This is a genomic window from Streptococcus sp. BS35b (genome assembly GCF_000286475.1).
GTDB lineage: Bacteria > Bacillota > Bacilli > Lactobacillales > Streptococcaceae > Streptococcus > Streptococcus oralis_W.
The window spans coordinates 207510-226732 of sequence record NZ_ALKH01000001.1 but is presented as its reverse complement, the minus strand read 5'-3'; the positions used below and the strand labels follow the sequence as shown (position 1 = coordinate 226732).

Annotated in this window: 23 protein-coding genes, 1 tRNA gene and 1 riboswitch; of the genes, 21 read left to right on the top strand and 3 right to left on the bottom strand. The window is 39.6% G+C overall.

Annotation, left to right across the window (positions count from 1 at the left end; all coding sequences use genetic code 11):
* Nucleotides 1-16 precede the first annotated feature (16 nt).
* Nucleotides 17-454 carry a GtrA family protein gene (locus HMPREF1149_RS03335; protein ID WP_000733463.1) on the bottom strand — a complete coding sequence of 146 codons (438 nt, stop codon included), beginning with the start codon at nucleotides 452-454 and terminating at the stop codon, nucleotides 17-19.
* 28 nt (nucleotides 455-482) lie between these two features.
* Nucleotides 483-579, top strand: a riboswitch (PreQ1 riboswitch).
* Between HMPREF1149_RS03335 and HMPREF1149_RS03330 the strand changes: the two genes are divergently transcribed.
* The 4 genes from HMPREF1149_RS03330 (at nucleotide 577) to dapA (ending at nucleotide 3722) form a co-directional block, all read left to right on the top strand.
* Nucleotides 577-1086: a QueT transporter family protein gene (locus HMPREF1149_RS03330; RefSeq protein WP_000737309.1), complete on the top strand. Its 510-nt coding sequence runs from the start codon at nucleotides 577-579 to the stop codon at nucleotides 1084-1086. It overlaps the preceding riboswitch by 3 nt.
* A gap of 105 nt (nucleotides 1087-1191) precedes the next feature.
* Nucleotides 1192-1264: transfer RNA gene (locus HMPREF1149_RS03325), tRNA-Thr, on the top strand.
* Nucleotides 1265-1653: 389 nt separating this feature from the next.
* Nucleotides 1654-2730, top strand: coding sequence for an aspartate-semialdehyde dehydrogenase (locus HMPREF1149_RS03320; protein ID WP_000542500.1), 1077 nt, complete (start codon nucleotides 1654-1656; stop codon nucleotides 2728-2730).
* A gap of 56 nt (nucleotides 2731-2786) precedes the next feature.
* A complete protein-coding gene (gene dapA / locus HMPREF1149_RS03315) occupies nucleotides 2787-3722 on the top strand; it encodes a 4-hydroxy-tetrahydrodipicolinate synthase (RefSeq protein WP_000121610.1) in 936 nt (311 codons plus the stop codon).
* A gap of 46 nt (nucleotides 3723-3768) precedes the next feature.
* Here the strand turns inward: dapA and mnmE are convergent, their stop codons facing one another.
* Nucleotides 3769-5142, bottom strand: a complete 1374-nt coding sequence (mnmE, locus tag HMPREF1149_RS03310) for a tRNA uridine-5-carboxymethylaminomethyl(34) synthesis GTPase MnmE (protein ID WP_000632738.1) — start codon at nucleotides 5140-5142, stop codon at nucleotides 3769-3771.
* 134 nt (nucleotides 5143-5276) lie between these two features.
* Complete coding sequence (locus tag HMPREF1149_RS03305) at nucleotides 5277-5459, bottom strand: 4-oxalocrotonate tautomerase (protein WP_001117401.1); 183 nt, start codon at nucleotides 5457-5459, stop codon at nucleotides 5277-5279.
* Between the two features lie 122 nt (nucleotides 5460-5581).
* Between HMPREF1149_RS03305 and HMPREF1149_RS03300 the strand changes: the two genes are divergently transcribed.
* The 17 genes from HMPREF1149_RS03300 (at nucleotide 5582) to HMPREF1149_RS03230 (ending at nucleotide 19119) form a co-directional block, all read left to right on the top strand.
* Entirely contained in the window at nucleotides 5582-6181 is a 600-nt protein-coding gene (locus HMPREF1149_RS03300) for a thymidine kinase (protein ID WP_000068134.1), read from the top strand.
* Nucleotides 6171-6650: a GNAT family N-acetyltransferase gene (locus tag HMPREF1149_RS03295; protein WP_000151332.1), complete on the top strand. Its 480-nt coding sequence runs from the start codon at nucleotides 6171-6173 to the stop codon at nucleotides 6648-6650. The genes HMPREF1149_RS03300 and HMPREF1149_RS03295 overlap by 11 nt, the downstream gene beginning before the upstream one ends.
* A gap of 9 nt (nucleotides 6651-6659) precedes the next feature.
* The gene (prfA, locus tag HMPREF1149_RS03290) at nucleotides 6660-7739 is read left to right on the top strand and encodes a peptide chain release factor 1 (protein WP_001028815.1); all 1080 of its coding nucleotides are present in this window, start codon (nucleotides 6660-6662) and stop codon (nucleotides 7737-7739) included.
* Nucleotides 7739-8575: a peptide chain release factor N(5)-glutamine methyltransferase gene (gene prmC, locus HMPREF1149_RS03285; RefSeq protein ID WP_000779318.1), complete on the top strand. Its 837-nt coding sequence runs from the start codon at nucleotides 7739-7741 to the stop codon at nucleotides 8573-8575. Before prfA ends, prmC begins: the two co-directional genes overlap by 1 nt.
* Nucleotides 8559-9161, top strand: coding sequence for an L-threonylcarbamoyladenylate synthase (locus HMPREF1149_RS03280; RefSeq protein WP_000969277.1), 603 nt, complete (start codon nucleotides 8559-8561; stop codon nucleotides 9159-9161). The genes prmC and HMPREF1149_RS03280 overlap by 17 nt, the downstream gene beginning before the upstream one ends.
* 1 nt (nucleotide 9162) lies before the next feature.
* Nucleotides 9163-9594, top strand: a complete 432-nt coding sequence (locus HMPREF1149_RS03275) for a GNAT family N-acetyltransferase (protein ID WP_000945730.1) — start codon at nucleotides 9163-9165, stop codon at nucleotides 9592-9594.
* A 49-nt stretch (nucleotides 9595-9643) separates the two neighbouring features.
* Nucleotides 9644-10900 carry a serine hydroxymethyltransferase gene (glyA, locus tag HMPREF1149_RS03270; protein ID WP_000575505.1) on the top strand — a complete coding sequence of 419 codons (1257 nt, stop codon included), beginning with the start codon at nucleotides 9644-9646 and terminating at the stop codon, nucleotides 10898-10900.
* A gap of 7 nt (nucleotides 10901-10907) precedes the next feature.
* Entirely contained in the window at nucleotides 10908-11882 is a 975-nt protein-coding gene (locus HMPREF1149_RS03265; RefSeq protein WP_000356111.1) for a nucleoid-associated protein, read from the top strand.
* On the top strand, nucleotides 11882-12496 hold the full coding sequence (gene pmp23, locus HMPREF1149_RS03260) for a cell wall hydrolase Pmp23 (RefSeq protein ID WP_025170428.1): 615 nt from the start codon (nucleotides 11882-11884) through the stop codon (nucleotides 12494-12496). The genes HMPREF1149_RS03265 and pmp23 overlap by 1 nt, the downstream gene beginning before the upstream one ends.
* A gap of 75 nt (nucleotides 12497-12571) precedes the next feature.
* Nucleotides 12572-13546: a DUF1002 domain-containing protein gene (locus tag HMPREF1149_RS03255; RefSeq protein WP_001227375.1), complete on the top strand. Its 975-nt coding sequence runs from the start codon at nucleotides 12572-12574 to the stop codon at nucleotides 13544-13546.
* 74 nt (nucleotides 13547-13620) lie between these two features.
* On the top strand, nucleotides 13621-14979 hold the full coding sequence (rlmD, locus tag HMPREF1149_RS03250) for a 23S rRNA (uracil(1939)-C(5))-methyltransferase RlmD (protein ID WP_000914616.1): 1359 nt from the start codon (nucleotides 13621-13623) through the stop codon (nucleotides 14977-14979).
* Between the two features lie 128 nt (nucleotides 14980-15107).
* Entirely contained in the window at nucleotides 15108-15914 is an 807-nt protein-coding gene (locus tag HMPREF1149_RS03245) for an alpha/beta hydrolase (RefSeq protein WP_000668458.1), read from the top strand.
* 11 nt (nucleotides 15915-15925) lie between these two features.
* Complete coding sequence (locus tag HMPREF1149_RS11225; RefSeq protein ID WP_000899997.1) at nucleotides 15926-16054, top strand: hypothetical protein; 129 nt, start codon at nucleotides 15926-15928, stop codon at nucleotides 16052-16054.
* A gap of 104 nt (nucleotides 16055-16158) precedes the next feature.
* Nucleotides 16159-16785 (top strand): SAP domain-containing protein, encoded by a 627-nt coding sequence (locus tag HMPREF1149_RS03240; protein ID WP_000573127.1) that lies wholly within the window; start codon nucleotides 16159-16161, stop codon nucleotides 16783-16785.
* Nucleotides 16786-17066: 281 nt separating this feature from the next.
* Entirely contained in the window at nucleotides 17067-17216 is a 150-nt protein-coding gene (locus HMPREF1149_RS11445; RefSeq protein ID WP_000983966.1) for a hypothetical protein, read from the top strand.
* Between the two features lie 27 nt (nucleotides 17217-17243).
* Complete coding sequence (locus HMPREF1149_RS03235) at nucleotides 17244-17792, top strand: hypothetical protein (RefSeq protein WP_000339990.1); 549 nt, start codon at nucleotides 17244-17246, stop codon at nucleotides 17790-17792.
* Between the two features lie 445 nt (nucleotides 17793-18237).
* Complete coding sequence (locus tag HMPREF1149_RS03230) at nucleotides 18238-19119, top strand: diacylglycerol/lipid kinase family protein (RefSeq protein WP_000757441.1); 882 nt, start codon at nucleotides 18238-18240, stop codon at nucleotides 19117-19119.
* The last annotated feature ends 104 nt before the right edge of the window (nucleotides 19120-19223 follow it).

The window sequence follows — 19223 nt, the reverse complement described above, 5'->3', positions numbered from 1 at the left end:
TGGATGCTTAAGGAGATCAGTTGCTCCTTTTAAAAATATAGATTTTACTGAAAATATAATTAAGCAGAATAATCAAGATTTGTGCTAGGATGGTTTCAACCGTATTAACCCTATCTATATTATATTCGACAAACTGGCCAATAAGATCAGGAAAGGTTGTAACGAAGATATAAGTTAAAAGAACGTCAAGTCCAAGTGTAGAGAGACGAGCTAAGAAAAACTTAGCTAGGCGAGTTGGCCAATTTCTTCTCTCTTGTTTAAAGACAATTGTATCATTTGTGAGAAAGGCAAAGAGAATCCCGATAAGATTTGCGAGTACGGTTGCTAGGATTTCCTGGTGGCTGATGTGGTAAATAACCAAGCGCGATAAAATAGAAACCAAAGTAGTAGCACCACCGAAAAATAGGTAGGAGAGGATTTCGTTATCGAAGAATGCCTTTATTAGTTTTTTCATGATTTTAGTATAGCATAAAGTCCTATATTGTGCTATACTGGTAAGGTTGATAATCTCAACCCTTGGTGCTTAACTTCTTTCACCAAGCATATTTTACGCGGGAAACCGCTAAAGGAGAAAACATGAAAAAATTAACTGTTCGTGATATGGCAGATATCGCTATTGTCGCTGCTATTTATGTGGTTTTGACCATCACCCCACCGCTGAATGCCATTAGCTACGGCGCCTACCAGTTCCGTATTTCAGAGATGATGAATTTCTTGGCTTTTTACAATCCTAAATACATCATCGGTGTGACGATTGGATGTATGATTGCTAATTTCTTTAGCTTTGGTCCAATAGATGTCTTTGTCGGCGGGGGCTCTACCCTAGTTTTCCTAAGTCTAGGTGTATGGCTTTTTAGCAAGTACAAGAAAGACTATTTGTTTAATGGTTTGATTCGAAAAGATCATTTCTTCTTTTCAATCCTCTTCTCTATTTCAATGATTACCATTGCAGCAGAACTCTATATTGTTGCAGAAGCTCCATTCTTCTTTACATGGTTCTCTACGGGAATTGGTGAGTTTGCATCACTTATCGTAGGTGCTATTTTAATCGGAAAATTAGGGCGCCGAATCGATCTAACAAGATAAGAAGTTTATAAGCTAGATTCTTGCTAAATCTAGCTTTTTTCATTCCATAAAATTAAAAGAGAGCGCTTGACAAGAACTAGGAACTATAGTATACTTTTTAGGTAAGCTGATTTAGCTCAGTTGGCAGAGCGCATCCATGGTAAGGATGAGGTCGCCGGTTCAATCCCGGCAATTAGCATTAAATAGATAGAAAAACCCTTATTTACAAGGGTTTTTGTTATGTCTGCCCCAAATTTTTCAAAGATATTTCTTATGCACCTGTATAAATGAAGCAAAGCGTTTTGGCTGTTGACAAAAGTGACTCTATCTAGTAGAATAGTAGATGCGATGAGTCGATAGGTAGTCTTCGGACTGCTATTGAGCATAAGGAGGTCACAACGCAGGAGCGGACCTTGATGAGTTGTGTGAACCTGCTCATCACATGAAGATGCCTCTTAGTCCCTGGTCAATGACTAGGGATTTTTAATTTTCAGAAAATATAGTCTAAAAATGCTTTTCAATTTCTTGAAAAAGTAGTATAATACATCTATTATAGAAATTTTTAGAAAATTCCGAAAGAGGTTATTTATGGGATATACAGTTGCTGTAGTCGGCGCGACAGGTGCTGTCGGAGCTCAGATGATAAAAATGTTGGAAGAATCTACACTTCCAATCGATAAAGTCCGTTACCTTGCTTCTGCACGTTCAGCAGGCAAGACTTTGAAATTTAAAGACCAAGATATTACGATTGAAGAAACGACTGAGACAGCTTTTGGGGGTGTTGATATTGCACTCTTCTCAGCAGGTGGTTCGACATCAGCTAAGTATGCACCATACGCAGTTCAAGCTGGTGCGGTAGTAGTGGATAATACATCTTATTTCCGTCAAAATCCAGATGTACCATTGGTTGTTCCAGAAGTAAACGCTCATGCACTTGATGCTCATAATGGGATCATTGCCTGTCCTAACTGTTCAACAATCCAAATGATGGTGGCGCTTGAGCCGATCCGCCAAAAATGGGGCTTGGACCGTATCATCGTTTCAACTTATCAGGCTGTTTCAGGTGCTGGTATGGGAGCGATTCTTGAAACACAACGTGAACTTCGTGAAGTCTTGAATGATGGTGTGAACCCACGTGATTTGCATGCGGAAATTTTGCCTTCAGGTGGTGACAAGAAACACTATCCTATCGCCTTTAACGCTCTTCCACAAATCGATGTCTTCACTGACAATGATTACACATACGAAGAGATGAAGATGACTAAGGAAACGAAGAAAATCATGGAAGATGATAGCATTGCAGTATCTGCAACCTGTGTACGTATTCCAGTTTTGTCAGCTCACTCTGAGTCAGTTTATATCGAAACAAAAGAAGTAGCCCCAATCGAAGAAGTGAAAGCGGCTATCGCGGCCTTCCCTGGTGCTGTTCTTGAGGATAACGTAGCGCACCAAATCTATCCTCAAGCTGTCAATGCAGTGGGTTCGCGTGATACTTTTGTTGGTCGTATCCGTAAAGACTTGGATGCAGAAAAAGGAATCCACATGTGGGTTGTTTCAGATAACCTTCTCAAAGGTGCTGCTTGGAACTCCGTTCAGATTGCAGAAACACTTCACGAACGTGGATTGGTTCGTCCAACAGCTGAGTTAAAATTTGAATTAAAATAGTCATATCGTTTAGGAGTTCAGATGAACTCCTTCTTTGAAATAGAGAGGTGTTTCTCATGTCTTATCAAGATTTAAAAGAGTGTAAAATCATCACGGCCTTTATTACCCCTTTCCACGAGGATGGTTCTATCAACTTTGATGCCATACCAGCCTTGATTGAGCATTTGTTGGCCCATCACACAGACGGCATTCTCCTTGCTGGGACGACTGCTGAGAGTCCAACTTTAACCCACGATGAGGAGTTGGAACTCTTTGCGGCTGTACAAAAGATTGTCAATGGACGTGTTCCTTTGATTGCGGGTGTAGGTACCAATGATACACGTGACTCGATTGAATTTGTCAAAGAAGTCGCGGAATTTGGTGGTTTCGCAGCTGGACTTGCGATCGTACCGTACTACAACAAACCTTCACAAGAAGGAATGTATCAGCACTTTAAGGCTATTGCAGATGCTTCTGACTTACCTATTATCATCTATAACATTCCAGGGCGTGTAGTAGTGGAATTAACTCCAGAAACCATGCTTCGTTTGGCTGATCATCCAAATATTATCGGTGTCAAAGAATGTACGAGCTTGGCCAATATGGCTTACTTGATTGAACACAAGCCAGAAGAGTTCTTGGTCTATACTGGTGAGGACGGAGATGCTTTCCATGCCATGAACCTTGGTGCGGACGGGGTTATTTCTGTTGCATCTCATACAAATGGAGATGAAATGCACGAGATGTTGACTGCTATTGCAGAAAGCGATATGAAGAAAGCTGCAGCTATTCAACGTAAGTTCATTCCTAAAGTCAATGCCCTCTTCTCTTATCCAAGTCCTGCTCCAGTTAAGGCAGTTTTGAACTATATGGGATTTGAAGCTGGTCCAACTCGTCTACCTCTAGTTCCAGCACCAGAAGAAGATGCCAAACGCATTATCAAAGTTGTCGTAGATGGCGACTACGAAGCAACTAAGGCAACTGTAACAGGTGTCCTTAGACCAGATTACTAATAAAGACAATAAAATCCATGACCGAATGAATGATCATGGATTTTTCTTATTTTCCTAAACAGAATTGGCTAAAGAGTTGGGTGATGAGTTCATCAGGTGCGGCATCTCCAGTGATTTCACCGAGAATTTCCCAAGTACGAGTCAAGTCAACTTGAAGCAAATCAACTGGCATCCCCAGTTCCAGCCCTTCATTAACAGCTTGCAAGCTTTCAACAGCCTTCTCAATCAAGGAAATATGACGGGCATTTGACAAGTAAGTAGCATCTTGCTCGACCAAACCAGCATTTTCAAAGAAGAGGTCGTTGATTCTATCCTCAATCTTATCAATGTTTTGGTTTTTAAGAACTGAAATACGGATGATATCTTCTGGTAGTTCCGAAGTTTCAATCACTTCAGGAAGATCAGTTTTATTAAGTAGAATAATGCGGTTGGTATCTTGGCTGATTTCTAAGAGTTGGCGATCTTGGGCGGTCAGTGGTTCACTGGCATTTAATACTAGTAGTACCAAGTCGGCTTCTTTAAGGGCTTTTTTCGAACGCTCGACACCGATTTGTTCCACGATATCATCTGTTTCCCGAATTCCAGCTGTATCAATCAATTTGAGAGGAACCCCGTTAATGTTGACGTATTCTTCGATGACATCACGGGTAGTACCAGCGATATCTGTAACGATGGCCTTGTCCTCACGCAAGAGGTTGTTGAGGAGGCTGGATTTTCCAACGTTGGGACGGCCGATGATGGCAGTTGAAATTCCTTCACGAAGGATTTTACCACGACGAGCTGTTCTAAGGAGATTGGTTAGCAATTGCTCAAACTCCATAGTTTTCTCACGGACAACAGCAGTAGTAGCTTCCTCAACATCATCATACTCAGGATAGTCGATATTGACCTCTACTTGGGCAAGCGTATTGAGGATTTCTTGGCGAGTATTATTGATAAGATCAGAAAGAGAACCGTCCAATTGTTTGACTGCAATATTCATGGCCTTATCTGTCTTAGCACGGATGATGTCCATCACTGCCTCAGCCTGTGTCAAGTCCACGCGACCGTTTAGAAAGGCGCGTTTGGTAAATTCACCAGGTTCTGCCAACCGAGCTCCTTCACGGATAGCTAGTTGGAGAATCTCATTGGTCACCGCAATCCCACCGTGAGTGTTAATCTCGATAATATCCTCACGAGTGAAGGTCTTTGGAGACTTCATAGCCCCAACCATAACCTCGTCCATGACCTTACCAGTCAAAGGGTCAACAATGTGACCGTAGTTAAGGGTATGGCTAGCAACCTTACTCAAGTCTTTGCCTTTAAAAATCTTTTGCGCAATGGCAAAACTGTCAGTTCCGCTCAAGCGGACAATACCAATGGCTCCTTCACCTAGTGGAGTAGAGATAGCAGCGATGGTATCAAATTCACGTGTAATCATACTAATTCCTTTTGTATTTCTTTTCTTAGGATATGTATCCAAGCATCTCTTCAAATTGTAACAAAATTAGACTATTTCTTCAATGGATGCTACTTGGAGATTGAAAAAGCCTAAGCAATTCTGCTTAAGCTGGTTTATTTGGTGCGCATTTCCCCTTGAGGAAAGTAAGTTCCTTCTGGCATGTCGTTGATGATGACATGAACAGCTGATTGAGGGGCTCCAGTGTTACGGACAACAGCTTCCGTTACTTCCTTAGCAAGAGCTTTCTTTTGCTCGAGCGTGCGTCCTTCAAATAAATCGATACGTACAAATGGCATAATAGCTTCCTCCACTAGTTTTTGATTTCTTCTATTTTACCACATTTTGCCGTTTAAAGCTTCAGAAAATTATGATATACTAGAATGTAGCAAAAATTTAGAAATGGACGTGAAATAGAAGCATGGCACAGTTGTATTATCGTTATGGGACCATGAACTCTGGTAAGACGATTGAGATTCTCAAGGTGGCCTATAACTACGAGGAGCAAGGAAAGGGAGTTGTGATTATGACTTCGGCTCTGGATACGCGTGACGGTGTTGGCTATGTGTCGAGTCGAATCGGCATGAAACGCCCAGCCATTGCGATTGAGGAAACGACAGATATCTTCGGCTATATCCGAAACTTACCTGAAAAACCTTACTGTGTGTTGGTTGATGAGGCCCAGTTTCTCAAGCGTCACCATGTTTACGACCTAGCTCGTGTTGTTGATGAGTTAGACATACCTGTCATGGCTTTTGGTTTGAAGAATGACTTTCGTAATGAATTGTTCGAAGGTTCCAAATACCTCTTGCTCTTAGCAGACAAGATTGACGAAATCAAGACCATTTGTCAGTACTGTAAGAAAAAGGCGACTATGGTGTTGCGTACGCAGGATGGCGTGCCAGTCTATGATGGAGAACAAATTCAGATCGGTGGAAATGAAACTTATATCTCAGTCTGCCGAAAACATTATTTTGCGCCAATGATAGCATCTAACAAGGAGCATAACTATGACAATTGAACTAAGAGATGTTACAATGGAAAATTATTTTGATGTTTTGAATTTGGATGTCAAGGAATATCAAAAGCAATTCATTGCAACCAACGCAATTAGTTTAGCTGAAGCATATGTCTACACTAAAAATGGAGATTTTGTAGCTCCATTGGCAGTTTATGATAATGATTCAATTATAGGTTTTGTGATGATAGCTTATGATAAAAAGATCGGAATTAGTAGTGGAAATTATTTACTATTTCGTTTTATGATTGATAAGAATTTTCAAAATCAAGGATATTTTAAACCAATTATGGATAAAGTGCTGGACTATGTTCGGACAGCGCCAGCAGGTTTAGGCAATAAACTTTGGTTGTCTTATGAACCAGAAAATGAACATGCAAGATCTTGTTACCTCAGTTATGGATTTAAAGAAACTGGGGAAATATTTGAGAACGAAGTAGTAGCAATCTATGATTTAACAATTGAGAACTAAGGAGAAAAAATGAACATTTATGATCAACTACAAGCTGTAGAAGACCGTTATGAAGAATTAGGAGAATTACTGAGTGACCCTGATGTCGTTTCAGACACCAAGCGATTCATGGAGCTTTCAAAAGAAGAGGCTTCAACTCGTGACACAGTAACAGCCTACCGTGAGTACAAACAAGTCCTTCAAAACATCGTCGATGCCGAGGAGATGATTAAAGAATCAGGCGGAGATGCGGACTTGGAAGAAATGGCCAAGCAAGAGCTCAAAGATGCCAAGGCTGAAAAAGAAGAGTATGAAGAAAAATTGAAAATCTTGCTCCTTCCAAAGGATCCAAACGATGACAAGAACATCATCCTTGAAATCCGTGGAGCGGCTGGTGGTGACGAAGCGGCACTTTTCGCCGGAGACCTTCTAACTATGTACCAAAAGTATGCGGAAGCACAAGGCTGGCGCTTTGAAGTAATGGAAGCTTCTATGAATGGTGTTGGTGGTTTCAAAGAAGTGGTTGCCATGGTTTCTGGTCAGTCTGTATACTCTAAACTCAAGTATGAGTCTGGTGCCCACCGTGTCCAACGTGTCCCTGTGACAGAAAGCCAAGGCCGTGTACACACTTCGACAGCGACAGTGCTTGTCATGCCTGAAGTGGAAGAAGTTGAATACGATATTGATCCAAAAGACCTTCGTGTTGATATTTACCACGCATCAGGTGCTGGTGGACAGAACGTCAATAAGGTTGCGACTGCCGTGCGTATTGTTCACTTGCCAACCAATATCAAGGTTGAGATGCAGGAAGAACGTACCCAGCAGAAGAACCGTGAGAAGGCCATGAAAATCATCCGTGCGCGTGTTGCTGACCATTTTGCTCAGATTGCTCAAGATGAACAAGACGCTGAGCGTAAATCAACAATCGGTACTGGTGACCGTTCAGAACGAATCCGTACTTATAACTTCCCACAAAACCGTGTTACAGACCACCGTATTGGTTTGACCCTCCAAAAACTAGATACCATTTTGTCTGGTAAATTGGATGAAGTTGTGGATGCCTTGGTTCTTTATGACCAAACACAAAAATTAGAAGAATTAAACAAATAATGAAATTAACTCAATTATTTTCATATTTTGAAGAAGAGTTGATTAGACAAGGAGAGGAAGCTGAAAGCCTCTCTTTTGTCTATCGTCGCCTGAAAAAACTCTCTTTTACAGACTTTGCCTTTGCCCTCCAGAAAGAAGTAACAGAGGAAGAAAAAAAGTTTGTGGAGGAAATTTACAAGAAATTAGCAGAACATATACCTGCCCAGTACATTATCGGTCATACAGATTTCTTTGGAATGCGGTTAAAAGTAGATGAGCGGGTTTTGATTCCTCGTCCAGAAACAGAAGAGTTGGTGGAGCTCATCCTCACAGAAAATCCTGAGGAAAATCTTAATGTCCTAGATATCGGGACTGGAAGTGGCGCTATAGCCCTTGGATTAGCTAAAAACAGACCAGATTGGTCAGTGATAGCAGCAGATATTTCCCAAGACGCTTTGCAGCTTGCATCAGAGAATGCTAGCAATCAAAATCTTAATATATTTTTTAAAAAATCGGATTGTTTTGCAGAAATTTCTGAAAAATATGATATAATTGTATCCAATCCACCCTATATCTCTCGTGAAGATGAGTCAGAGGTTGGTTTGAATGTTTTGCATTCAGAACCTCATCTAGCTCTCTTTGCAGATGAGGATGGCCTAGCTATTTACCGCAGAATTGCGGAAGATGCAAAAGACTATCTCACAGATGGTGGTAAGATTTACCTTGAAATTGGATACAAGCAAGGTCAAAGTGTTCCTGCGCTTTTTAGGAAATATCTTCCTGAAAAACGAGTACGAACACTCAAGGACCAGTTTGGTCAAGATAGGATGGTTGTAGTTGATGATGGACAGGATTAGACAAGAGTTAGAAAAGGGCGGGGCTGTTGTTCTACCAACCGAGACAGTTTATGGTCTCTTTGCTAAGGCCTTAGACGAAAAAGCTGTCGACCATGTTTACCAACTCAAACGTCGTCCCAGAGATAAGGCACTCAATCTTAATGTCGCTTCTCTAGAGGACATCTTACACTTTTCAAAGAATCAGCCAACTTATCTAGAAAAACTTGTAGAGACCTTTTTACCAGGTCCCTTGACCATTATCCTCGAAGCCAATGACCGAGTTCCCTATTGGGTCAACTCTGGTCTTGCAACGGTGGGATTTCGGATGCCGAGTCACCCCATTACACTGGATTTGATTCGAGAGACAGGTCCTTTGATTGGGCCGTCTGCCAATATCTCAGGTCAGGCAAGTGGAGTGACCTTTGCTCAAATTCTAGAGGATTTTGACCAAGAGGTTCTGGGTCTGGAGGACGACGCTTTTCTAACTGGACAGGATTCGACGATTTTGGATTTGTCTGGAGACAAGGTGAAAATCTTGCGCCAAGGCGCAATTAAACAAGAAGATATTCTTGCTCGGTTGCCAGAGATTTCTTTTGAGGAGGAATGAGATGCTAAGAAATTTGCAAGAAACAGATGTGAATGCTATATGTGAGATTAACCAAGAGGCTTTGAGTTATTCTTTTAGTCCAGAGGACACAGCTAGTCAACTAGCTAAATTATCTCAGGATTCTCATCATTTCCTACTTGGCTATGAGGATGCAGCCAATCATGTCTTACTTGGATATGTCCATGCTGAAGTTTATGAATCTCTCTATTCCAAAGCAGGATTTAATATCTTAGGCTTAGCGGTTTCGCCTCAAGCACAAGGACGAGGTATCGGTAAAAGCTTACTGCAAGGGTTGGATCAAGAAGCAAAAAGACGGGGCTATGAGTTTATCCGCTTAAACTCTGCTGATCATCGTCTGGGTGCTCACGCATTTTATGAAAAAGTTGGTTATACTTGTGATAAAGTGCAGAAACGGTTTATTCGCATCTTTTAGTATATTTTCTTAAACTAAAAGACCTGTCATATTATAAAGGAGAAGACCTATGATTTTTGACAAAGACGATTTTAAAGCATACGATGCTGATCTCTGGAATGCTATTGCCAAAGAAGAAGAACGCCAACAAAACAACATCGAGTTGATTGCTTCGGAAAACGTGGTTTCCAAGGCGGTTATGGCAGCTCAAGGGTCTATCTTGACGAATAAATACGCCGAAGGTTACCCAGGACGCCGTTATTATGGTGGAACAGATGTGGTAGACGTTGTAGAAACTTTAGCTATTGAACGCGCGAAAGAAATTTTCGGGGCTAAATTTGCCAATGTCCAACCTCACTCAGGAAGCCAAGCCAACTGTGCTGCTTACATGGCCTTGATTGAGCCAGGTGATACCGTTATGGGGATGGATTTGGCAGCAGGTGGACACTTGACCCACGGCGCTCCTGTTAGCTTCTCTGGTCAAACCTACAACTTTGTTTCTTATAGTGTGGATCCTGAAACAGAACTCTTGGACTTTGATGCTATCTTGAAACAAGCCCAAGAAGTAAAACCAAAACTAATCGTAGCGGGCGCTTCAGCCTATTCTCAAATTATCGACTTCTCAAAATTCCGTGAAATCGCAGATGCTGTTGGAGCTAAGCTCATGGTCGATATGGCTCATATCGCTGGTTTGGTGGCAGCTGGTCTTCACCCAAGCCCAGTACCATACGCTCATATCACTACAACAACGACCCACAAAACCCTTCGTGGACCTCGTGGTGGTTTGATTTTGACAAATGATGAGGAGCTAGCTAAGAAAATCAACTCAGCTATTTTCCCTGGTATTCAAGGTGGTCCTTTGGAGCATGTTATCGCTGCTAAGGCGGTTTCCTTCAAAGAAGTTTTGGATCCAGCCTTCAAGGAATATGCTGCTAATGTCATCAAAAACAGCAAGGCTATGGTTGAAGTCTTCTTGCAAGACCCTGATTTTCGTATCATTTCTGGCGGAACTGAAAACCACCTCTTCCTAGTGGATGTGACTAAGGTTGTAGAAAACGGAAAAGTTGCTCAAAACTTGCTAGATGAGGTTAATATTACCCTAAATAAAAACTCAATCCCTTACGAAACCTTGTCACCATTCAAGACAAGTGGGATTCGTATCGGATCTGCAGCCATCACTGCACGTGGTTTTGGTGAAGAAGAAAGCCGTAAAGTAGCTGAACTCATCATTAAAACCCTTAAGAATGCAGAAAATGAGGCTGTCTTAGAAGAAGTGAGAAGTGAAGTCAAAGCGTTGACAGATGCCTTCCCACTATACGAGGACTAATACTTTTATGGACATTTATATTAAGAAAGCTATTATCCATCAGTTCAGCCCAGACGATACTGAGTTGTTTCTAGCGGATAAGTTTCTCAATATCACTCCAAAAATCGAAGAATACCTACGTAAAAAAATCGAACGCGTGTATTCAGATGAAGCCAAGACTGGGATTTTCGAAGAAGAAAATCCCTTCTTCAATCACATCACAGATGATTTGTTGGAGACATCAGTAACACTGGCTAATCTCTGGAAAGAGGAGTTTAGCATTTCTGAAAATCTCAAGACCAATGACTTGGTTTTTGTACAGTTTTCTAAAGAAGGTGTTGAACATTTTGCTTTCTTGCGAATTGCTCTACGTGAGACCTTGACCCACCTCGGTGGAGAAGTTGATAACCCAATCAAGTTAACTCAAAATAACCTGCCTGGATTTGGAACGGGGGCTGATGAGGCCTTGGTGGTCAATCTTCAAAGTCGCAAGTACCATCTGATTGAAAAACGCATCAAGTACAATGGGACTTTTTTGAACTATTTTTCAGATAATCTCCTAGCTGTTGCACCTAAGATTTCGCCCAAGAAATCCATCAAGGAACTGGAAAAAACGGCCCAGAGAATTGCAGAGTCCTTTAACACCGATGATTTTCAATTCCAATCCAAGGTCAAAACAGCGATTTTTAACAATCTGGAAGAAAGCAATGAATTGTCACCCGAGAAATTGGCTAATGACCTTTTTGACAACAATCTGACAGCTCGTTTGAGCTTTATCGACCAAGTAAAGGAAGCCGTACCAGAACCAGTCCAGTTCGATGAAATTGATGCAAGTCGTCAGCTCAAGAAATTTGAAAACCAAAAGCTTTCCTTGTCAAATGGAATCGAGCTCATCGTTCCCAATAACGTCTATCAAGACGCAGAATCGGTCGAGTTTATCCAAAATGACAATGGAACCTATTCTATCTTAATCAAAAATATCGAGGATATTCAAAGTAAATAATGTTTAAATTTATAAGAAGAGTGCTTGTGCTAGCAGTCTTCCTTTTCGCAGGATACAAAGCTTATCATATCCATCAGGATGTTAAACAAGTCATGACTTATCAACCTATGGTTCGAGAAATCTTGAGTGAAAAAGATACTCCAGCCAATGAAGAGCTTGTGCTCGCTATGATTTATACCGAAACGAAGGGAAAAGAAGGGGATGTCATGCAGTCTAGTGAGTCTGCAAGTGGCTCAACCAACACTATCAATGACAATGCCTCCAGTATTCGTCAAGGGATTCAAACTCTAACAGATAACCTCTATCTGGCTCAGAGCAAGGGAGTAGATGTCTGGACTGCCGTTCAAGCCTATAATTTTGGACCTGCCTATATAGACTTTATCGCTCAGAATGGCAAGAAAAATACACTAGCACTGGCCAAGCGTTATTCCCGTGAGACTGTTGCCCCAATCCTTGGCAATACCACTGGAAAGACCTATAGTTATATTCACCCTATTTCTATCTTTCACGGAGCTGAACTCTATGTAAATGGTGGAAACTATTACTATTCTAGACAGGTACAGCTAAACCTTTACATCATAAAATGTTTCACTCTCTTTTCGACATCTGGCTAGACCAGGTGTTTTTTCACTATAAGTTTTCTTTAAGATTGTTTTATTACCCTAGAAAGGTAAAGGAGGGAATATCCCATGAGAAAGAAATTCTTTCTAACAAGTGCTGCAGTATTGTGGGCTGCAACAGCTATGGCGAGCGTCCACGCAGCAACCAATGTTCAAAAAGTAATCGATGAAACCTATGTACAACCCGAATATGTCCTAGGTTCTTCTCTATCTGAAGACCAGAAAAATCAAACTCTTAGCAAACTTGGCTATGACGCATCAAAAGACACCAAAGATATCAAAACTATGACACCTGATATCTACTCGAAAATTATGAATGTGGCTAATGATGCTAGCCTACAGCTCTATTCGTCAGCTAAGATTCAAAAGCTGGGTGATAAGTCGCCTCTAGAAGTCAAGATTGAAACGCCTGAAAACATCACCAAGGTGACGCAGGATATGTACCGTAACGCTGCAGTAACACTGGGAGTGGAGCATGCCAAAATCACAGTTGCAGCACCCATTCCAGTTACAGGAGAGAGCGCCCTAGCAGGGATTTACTACTCGTTAGAGGCCAATGGTGCCAAAGTACCGCAAGCCAATAAAGACTTGGCCCAAGAGGAGCTAAAAGCCTTATCCGATATCAACGCAGAAAACAAGGACAAATCAGGCTACGATGCCAATAAACTCAATGTCGCTTTGGCAGATATCAAGGCAGGAATCGCAAAGGCAAAAGAAGCCAAAGGTAATCTGACAGAAGAAGATGTCCGCAAAATCGTTGAAGACACGCTAAAAAACTACAAACTCGATCAGGTTATAACAGGAAACCAGGTCAATATCATCATCAATTTTGCACTCAACCTCTCTAAGAGTGACATTTTGAACAATGCTGATTTCACTAAAACCCTAAATGATCTCAAGCAAAGCATTGTCTCCCAAGCTGGAGATAGCTTCAAAAATATTAACCTCAACTTTGATGCCAATAAAGCACTAGAAGACGGGGGCAACTTTTTGAGTTCCCTTTGGCAGGCCATTGTCAACTTCTTCAAGAGTTTTGGTGCTTAGGTCATTTCATGATATAATAGATGGTAACAGAAATGTTGCCGTCTTTTTTTGTCGGCCGATAGAAAGTGAAAAATATGTTAAAAAAAAATGATATTGTAGAAGTTGAAGTTGTCGATTTGACCCATGAAGGTGCTGGGGTTGCTAAGGTAGATGGTTTGGTTTTTTTTGTAGAAAATGCTCTACCAACTGAGAAAATCCTCATGCGAGTCCTTAAGGTCAATAAAAAGATTGGCTATGGAAAAGTTGAGGAATACCTTACTTACTCTCCATATCGTAACCAAGACCTTGACCTAGCATATCTGCGTTCAGGCATCGCTGATTTGGGGCATCTTGCCTATCCAGAGCAGCTCAAGTTTAAAAGCAAGCAAGTCAAAGACAGTCTCTACAAGATTGCTGGTATTACAGATGTAGAGGTCGCTGAAACGCTCGGTATGGAACATCCAGTCAAGTATCGCAATAAGGCACAGGTGCCCGTTCGTCGAGTGAATGGTATCTTGGAAACTGGCTTTTTCCGTAAAAATTCGCATGACCTTATGCCCCTTGAAGATTTCTTCATCCAGGATCCTGTCATTGACCAAGTCGTAGTAGTTCTACGCGATTTGCTTCGTCGTTTTGATTTAAAACCTTATGACGAAAAGGAGCAGTCTGGCTTGATTCGGAACCTTGTGGTGCGACGTGGTCATTATTCAGGACAAATCATGGTCATTTTAGTAACAACTCGTCCGAAAGTTTTTCGTGTCGACCAATTGATTGAACAAGTCATCAAGCAGTTCCCAGAGATTGTGTCTGTCATGCAAAATATCAACGACCGAAATACCAATGCGATTTTTGGTAAGGAGTGGAAGACTCTTTATGGTCAAGACTACATTACAGACCAAATGTTAGGCAATGACTTCCAAATCGCTGGCCCAGCCTTTTATCAGGTCAATACAGAAATGGCAGAGAAGCTCTATCAGACAGCTATTGACTTTGCAGAGTTAAGGGAAGATGATGTGGTGATCGATGCTTATTCGGGTATTGGAACGATTGGATTATCAGTCGCCAAGCATGTTAAAGAAGTTTATGGTGTAGAGGTCATCCCAGAAGCAGTTGAGAATAGCCAGAAGAATGTTGCATTAAACAATATCACAAATGCCCGCTATGTCTGTGACACTGCTGAAAATGCCATGAAGAATTGGCTCAAGGAAGGTATTCAACCAAGTGTTATCTTGGTTGATCCTCCACGCAAAGGCTTGACCGAGAGCTTTATCGAAGCAAGCGCTCAAACAGGAGCAGACCGCATCGCTTATATTTCATGTAATGTGGCAACCATGGCGCGTGATATCAAACTCTACCAAGAGTTGGGATATGAGTTGAAGAAAGTCCAACCAGTGGATTTATTTCCACAGACGCATCATGTTGAGTGTGTAAGCTTGTTAGTGAAACGTAGTTAATCCTCAAAAGGTTCCCCGAACCTTTTGAGTTCCACAGACGTATCATGTTGAGGCGGTGTCACTGCTTGTACGAGCTGATTGAACAAGGAAAATTAGCTAGTGAAAGTTCTACAGTAAGGAGTTTAAACATGAAATTCCATGAATTTGGTGATAAGAATTTGCCTCCTATCTTACTGATACATGGTGGTGGCAGTTCTTGGTGGAATTATCTTCGTCAAGCACGAATCTTGTCAGAAGAATACCGTATTATTCTACCCACTTTGAATGGCCACGGCGAGGAATATCAACTTGATTATGTTTCTACTGAAGATTCTGCTTTGGAGATTCTAGACTATATCAAAGCAAACTGTGGTGGGAAATTGTTTGCAATCGGTGGTGTTTCACTTGGTGGTCAAATTGCCATGGAGCTTTTGTCTTTAGACAGTGAAATTGCTGAGAAGGCCATCATAGATGGAAGCCTCTGTATTCCTCAACCAAGGTTAGCTAAAATCAGCATCTTTCTAGTGTCTCTATTTGGTAAATTGATGTTCAATAAATTCTCTTGCAAACTTCAGTTAAGCATGATGGACAAACTCTATCCTAAACTGGCTTATCCAGAGGAAATAAAAGCTTATTATTTAGAGGATTTGCCAAGGACGCCTGTCAAAACATTGGTGACCATTTACAAAACCTATATGGGGCATTACAAGCTAAAGGATACGATTTCTGCTAGCAAGGCTCAGGTTCTGTATATCTATGGTGAAAAAGAATTGAACTGTGTGAAAGAGTCAGCTAGATTGTTTCAGCAGCTTCGTCCAAATACGATTTTGTATGAAGCAAAAGGGTATAACCACGGTTATTTATCAGCTTACCTGCCTTATGAGTGGATTGATTTGGTGGTGCCATTTTTAAAGAGTGACTCATTAGAAATGTGTAACGAATCTGATATGCCATAAGGAGGAAACGGATGCTAGGAGCAATTATTGGAGATATTGTAGGTTTAGTTTACGAATGGAACAATATCAAAACGAAGGATTTTTCTTTATTTTGTGAGGATTGTTTTTTCACGGATGATACGGTAAGTTCGAACCGCTGAGTGTATTAGTTTGTTAGTGAAACGTTGCTAATCCTCAAACTAAAGAAACTAAAACTACATTATTTAGAAATGAAAACCTAAATTGGCTTTAAGGAGGTGTTATATTGATAGAGAGCAGACCTGAGTTTGAAAAAATCTCATCCTTTGATGAATTTAATAAATACTATTGGTATCGGGATGAACTTTCACAGATATGCAAGTCATTAGGGCTTGAATATAGAGGTACAAAACAAGAACTCAATCATATTATTGAGCAGTACTTTAAGGGTAATTTGATTAAAAAATCATCAATAAAAATGAAAAAGAAACAAGTAGAAGTCGTTGCCTTAGATACGCCCTTACTTGAATGTGGATTCTCCTTTAATGCATACTTTAGAGAATATTTCTCAACTTTAACAGGTGTTTCCCCCTTTAAATTTACTGCTGATATGGCCACTGCTTGGAGAAAAGTGAAAAAAGAACATGATTTGAGTTTTACAATCCAAGATATGCTAAAAGTTTATTATGGAAAATCAGATTATGCCAAGTATGATCATTCGGTTTGTCAATGGAATCAATTTCTAAAGGATTTCTGTGCAGACGAAAATAGTCGTAATTACTCGGATAAACTAAAAGTAGCTTCTATTCTTTGGAAAGAAGTTAGAAATTCAAAGAATGAAAAAGTTTATTCAAAGAATCTTTTAACTAAATATGCAGATAAAATAAAAGAGTATGGCGAGGTAGTTCAATAGAAGTGCCTTTGTTTTGAAAATCTGAATTTTTAACTAGCTATTATACATGTCTTGTTTTATAATTTAGAGGATTTAAAACCTTTTGATTTGATTGCTGTTGACTTAGCTGAATTAAAGCAGTATCTAAGTTTAAAATAAGCGACAATCATTTTAAGCAATTTTGAGCAAGTCGAGGATATTTTTTCTGAAGACGGAGTAAATAGTGAGCTAGTGTAGATTTACCCACATCTATTTGTCTTTTTAAACGGATTTATAAAAACTAAAAATATGGAGGATATTTTATGATGCAAGTAACTGATTTTATTAATAAAGTAGATATTACAGATAGTGATAATGTCACTTGTGAATTTGAAGTACGTAAAAAGGCAATGGATTTTTATAAGAAGTATCCTTTTTATGAGGAAGATGATTGGGAGATTATTAAGTTTTAAAACTCAGTTAATCAATATAATACTTTAATGGATGCCCAAAAATATAATGAGATTGAAGCATACAAAGAAAAATCAAAATCAGGATATAAGGGAGCTCATTTGCTTGTCAATAAATCAAAAGGGATTGCACTTACGGCTGACATCCTTACTTCAATCACTGTTCCATATAAAAAAATTACCAATGTTGAACCTAGCTTGAAAGGTGGTAAAGAAATAAAAGATTGGATATTAAAAGATGATTTAGAAATACCACATGACTTAGAACCTTATTTTAAAGCTTTTGCTATTGTTTACTATTGGTGTGGAAATATGATGCCTACTGTTGGGAATTTTAGACCAGGACGATATGGAGGAGATAACTGGCTTCTAAAAATGGATACAATAATTAATTGTCTTAAAGCTGGGCCACATCAAAACTGGAGAGATTGGATTAAAGAAAACTGGGGTGAAGATCTAAACAAATTCATCACTGATTTCTTTTTTGAAGATTGTTTTGACAAGGATAGTTTAATCATAAAAAATATTATTTCATATCCTAATGGTGATAACATTTATTCATTGAAAAAAGTAATTTAGATATTCTTCAAGCAAATGAACATAAATTAGCAAAAGAATTTTTAATCAATCATGTAAAAGTGATTATTCAAAGAAGCTACCGAATCGAGAATGAATTTCATGGGGATTGGAAGAAAGAAGAGGAGGACGAGGTAAAAGAAATTTTTAAAGAAATTTTCGCGCAAGCTGGATTTAATGGTGGACAGATTAATAAAATGGTTTCTTTATTTTAGATAGTTAAGTGATAATATTTAGAAGCTAGTCGTCTGATATAATTTACTAATCTTTATTCAAACTATATTTTATATGCTTAAAATTCTTAGTAAACACTTTTTCTATGTTTTTATAAATTAATCTTTAGTACGTCTGATTTCTTTTTTCTGAGGTTTCATTATATAATAGCATTATATGTAATGAAATATATAGCAACTCTAACATTTCTATTTAAAATTCAAGGAGAAAATCAATGAAAAAAGTAATGTTAATTATCAACCCTACCTCTGGAGGTGAAAAAGCTCTAGATTATAAGGTGAAGCTGGAGAATAAAGCTAGAGACTACTTTGATGATGTAGAGATTAAAATTACGGAAAAAGCGCAAGATGCAACAAACTTTGCAGAAGAAGCTGCTCGAGAGCAGTATGATGCAGTTCTTGTTTTTGGTGGAGATGGGACTGTCAATGAAGTAATCTCTGGTATTGCTGAGAAAGACTATATTCCTAAACTGGCGATTATCCCAGGGGGAACTGGAAATCTCATTACGAAACTATTAGAAATCTCTCAGGATATTGATAGTGCTATTGACGAGCTTGATTTCAGTTCTACCAACAAGATTGATATTGGAAAATCAAATGGAAATTATTTTGGTTATATCTTTAGTATTGGCTCTTTGCCAGAAGCTATCCACAACGTTGGGATAGAAGATAAAACAAAGTTTGGTATGCTCGCCTATGCGATTAATACCATGAAGTCTGTGGTTACAGATCAAGCATTTGACATTACAGTTGAGACTGATAATGGTAATTACATTGGCCCAGCCAGTCATGTTTTAGTTCTCCTCACAAATTATTTCGCTGACAAAAAAATCTTTAATGAAGACAAGGATGGTTATGCTAATATTTTGATTCTAAAAGATGCGTCAATTCTTACTAAATTGTCAGTTATACCTGATTTATTAAAAGGGGATGTTGTCGTAAATGACAATATCGAGTATCTGAAAGCTCGAAATATTAAAATTTCTTCAGATGTTGAGTTGGAAACGGATGTTGATGGTGACAAATCCGATAATCTACCTGTAGAAATCAAGGTACTAGGTCAGCATATCGAAGTCTATTCTCAACCGAAAGAATAAGAATTTTTTAACAGAGGGAAACATACACGTGAGTATCTAGATAAACCATTTTCATGAATAGTTAGAATAGCTCTCATACAAAAACAAGTTGTTGAAGATAAGGA

Bases quoted from the DNA above. Each gene is read 5' to 3' on its own strand.
- HMPREF1149_RS03245 (WP_000668458.1), top strand. From the start codon at position 15,108: ATGAAATTCCATGAATTTGGTGATAAGAATTTGCCTCCTATCTTACTG.
- HMPREF1149_RS03330 (WP_000737309.1), top strand. From the start codon at position 577: ATGAAAAAATTAACTGTTCGTGATATGGCAGATATCGCTATTGTCGCT.
- pmp23 (WP_025170428.1), top strand. From the start codon at position 11,882: ATGTTTAAATTTATAAGAAGAGTGCTTGTGCTAGCAGTCTTCCTTTTC.
- HMPREF1149_RS03235 (WP_000339990.1), top strand. From the start codon at position 17,244: ATGGATGCCCAAAAATATAATGAGATTGAAGCATACAAAGAAAAATCA.
- glyA (WP_000575505.1), top strand. From the start codon at position 9,644: ATGATTTTTGACAAAGACGATTTTAAAGCATACGATGCTGATCTCTGG.
- HMPREF1149_RS03265 (WP_000356111.1), top strand. From the start codon at position 10,908: ATGGACATTTATATTAAGAAAGCTATTATCCATCAGTTCAGCCCAGAC.
- HMPREF1149_RS03280 (WP_000969277.1), top strand. From the start codon at position 8,559: ATGATGGACAGGATTAGACAAGAGTTAGAAAAGGGCGGGGCTGTTGTT.
- prfA (WP_001028815.1), top strand. From the start codon at position 6,660: ATGAACATTTATGATCAACTACAAGCTGTAGAAGACCGTTATGAAGAA.
- HMPREF1149_RS03255 (WP_001227375.1), top strand. From the start codon at position 12,572: ATGAGAAAGAAATTCTTTCTAACAAGTGCTGCAGTATTGTGGGCTGCA.
- HMPREF1149_RS11445 (WP_000983966.1), top strand. From the start codon at position 17,067: ATGATGCAAGTAACTGATTTTATTAATAAAGTAGATATTACAGATAGT.
- prmC (WP_000779318.1), top strand. From the start codon at position 7,739: ATGAAATTAACTCAATTATTTTCATATTTTGAAGAAGAGTTGATTAGA.
- HMPREF1149_RS11225 (WP_000899997.1), top strand. From the start codon at position 15,926: ATGCTAGGAGCAATTATTGGAGATATTGTAGGTTTAGTTTACGAATGG.
- HMPREF1149_RS03230 (WP_000757441.1), top strand. From the start codon at position 18,238: ATGAAAAAAGTAATGTTAATTATCAACCCTACCTCTGGAGGTGAAAAA.
- HMPREF1149_RS03300 (WP_000068134.1), top strand. From the start codon at position 5,582: ATGGCACAGTTGTATTATCGTTATGGGACCATGAACTCTGGTAAGACG.
- dapA (WP_000121610.1), top strand. From the start codon at position 2,787: ATGTCTTATCAAGATTTAAAAGAGTGTAAAATCATCACGGCCTTTATT.
- mnmE (WP_000632738.1), bottom strand. From the start codon at position 5,142: ATGATTACACGTGAATTTGATACCATCGCTGCTATCTCTACTCCACTA.
- rlmD (WP_000914616.1), top strand. From the start codon at position 13,621: ATGTTAAAAAAAAATGATATTGTAGAAGTTGAAGTTGTCGATTTGACC.
- HMPREF1149_RS03335 (WP_000733463.1), bottom strand. From the start codon at position 454: ATGAAAAAACTAATAAAGGCATTCTTCGATAACGAAATCCTCTCCTAC.
- HMPREF1149_RS03320 (WP_000542500.1), top strand. From the start codon at position 1,654: ATGGGATATACAGTTGCTGTAGTCGGCGCGACAGGTGCTGTCGGAGCT.
- HMPREF1149_RS03305 (WP_001117401.1), bottom strand. From the start codon at position 5,459: ATGCCATTTGTACGTATCGATTTATTTGAAGGACGCACGCTCGAGCAA.
- HMPREF1149_RS03295 (WP_000151332.1), top strand. From the start codon at position 6,171: ATGACAATTGAACTAAGAGATGTTACAATGGAAAATTATTTTGATGTT.
- HMPREF1149_RS03275 (WP_000945730.1), top strand. From the start codon at position 9,163: ATGCTAAGAAATTTGCAAGAAACAGATGTGAATGCTATATGTGAGATT.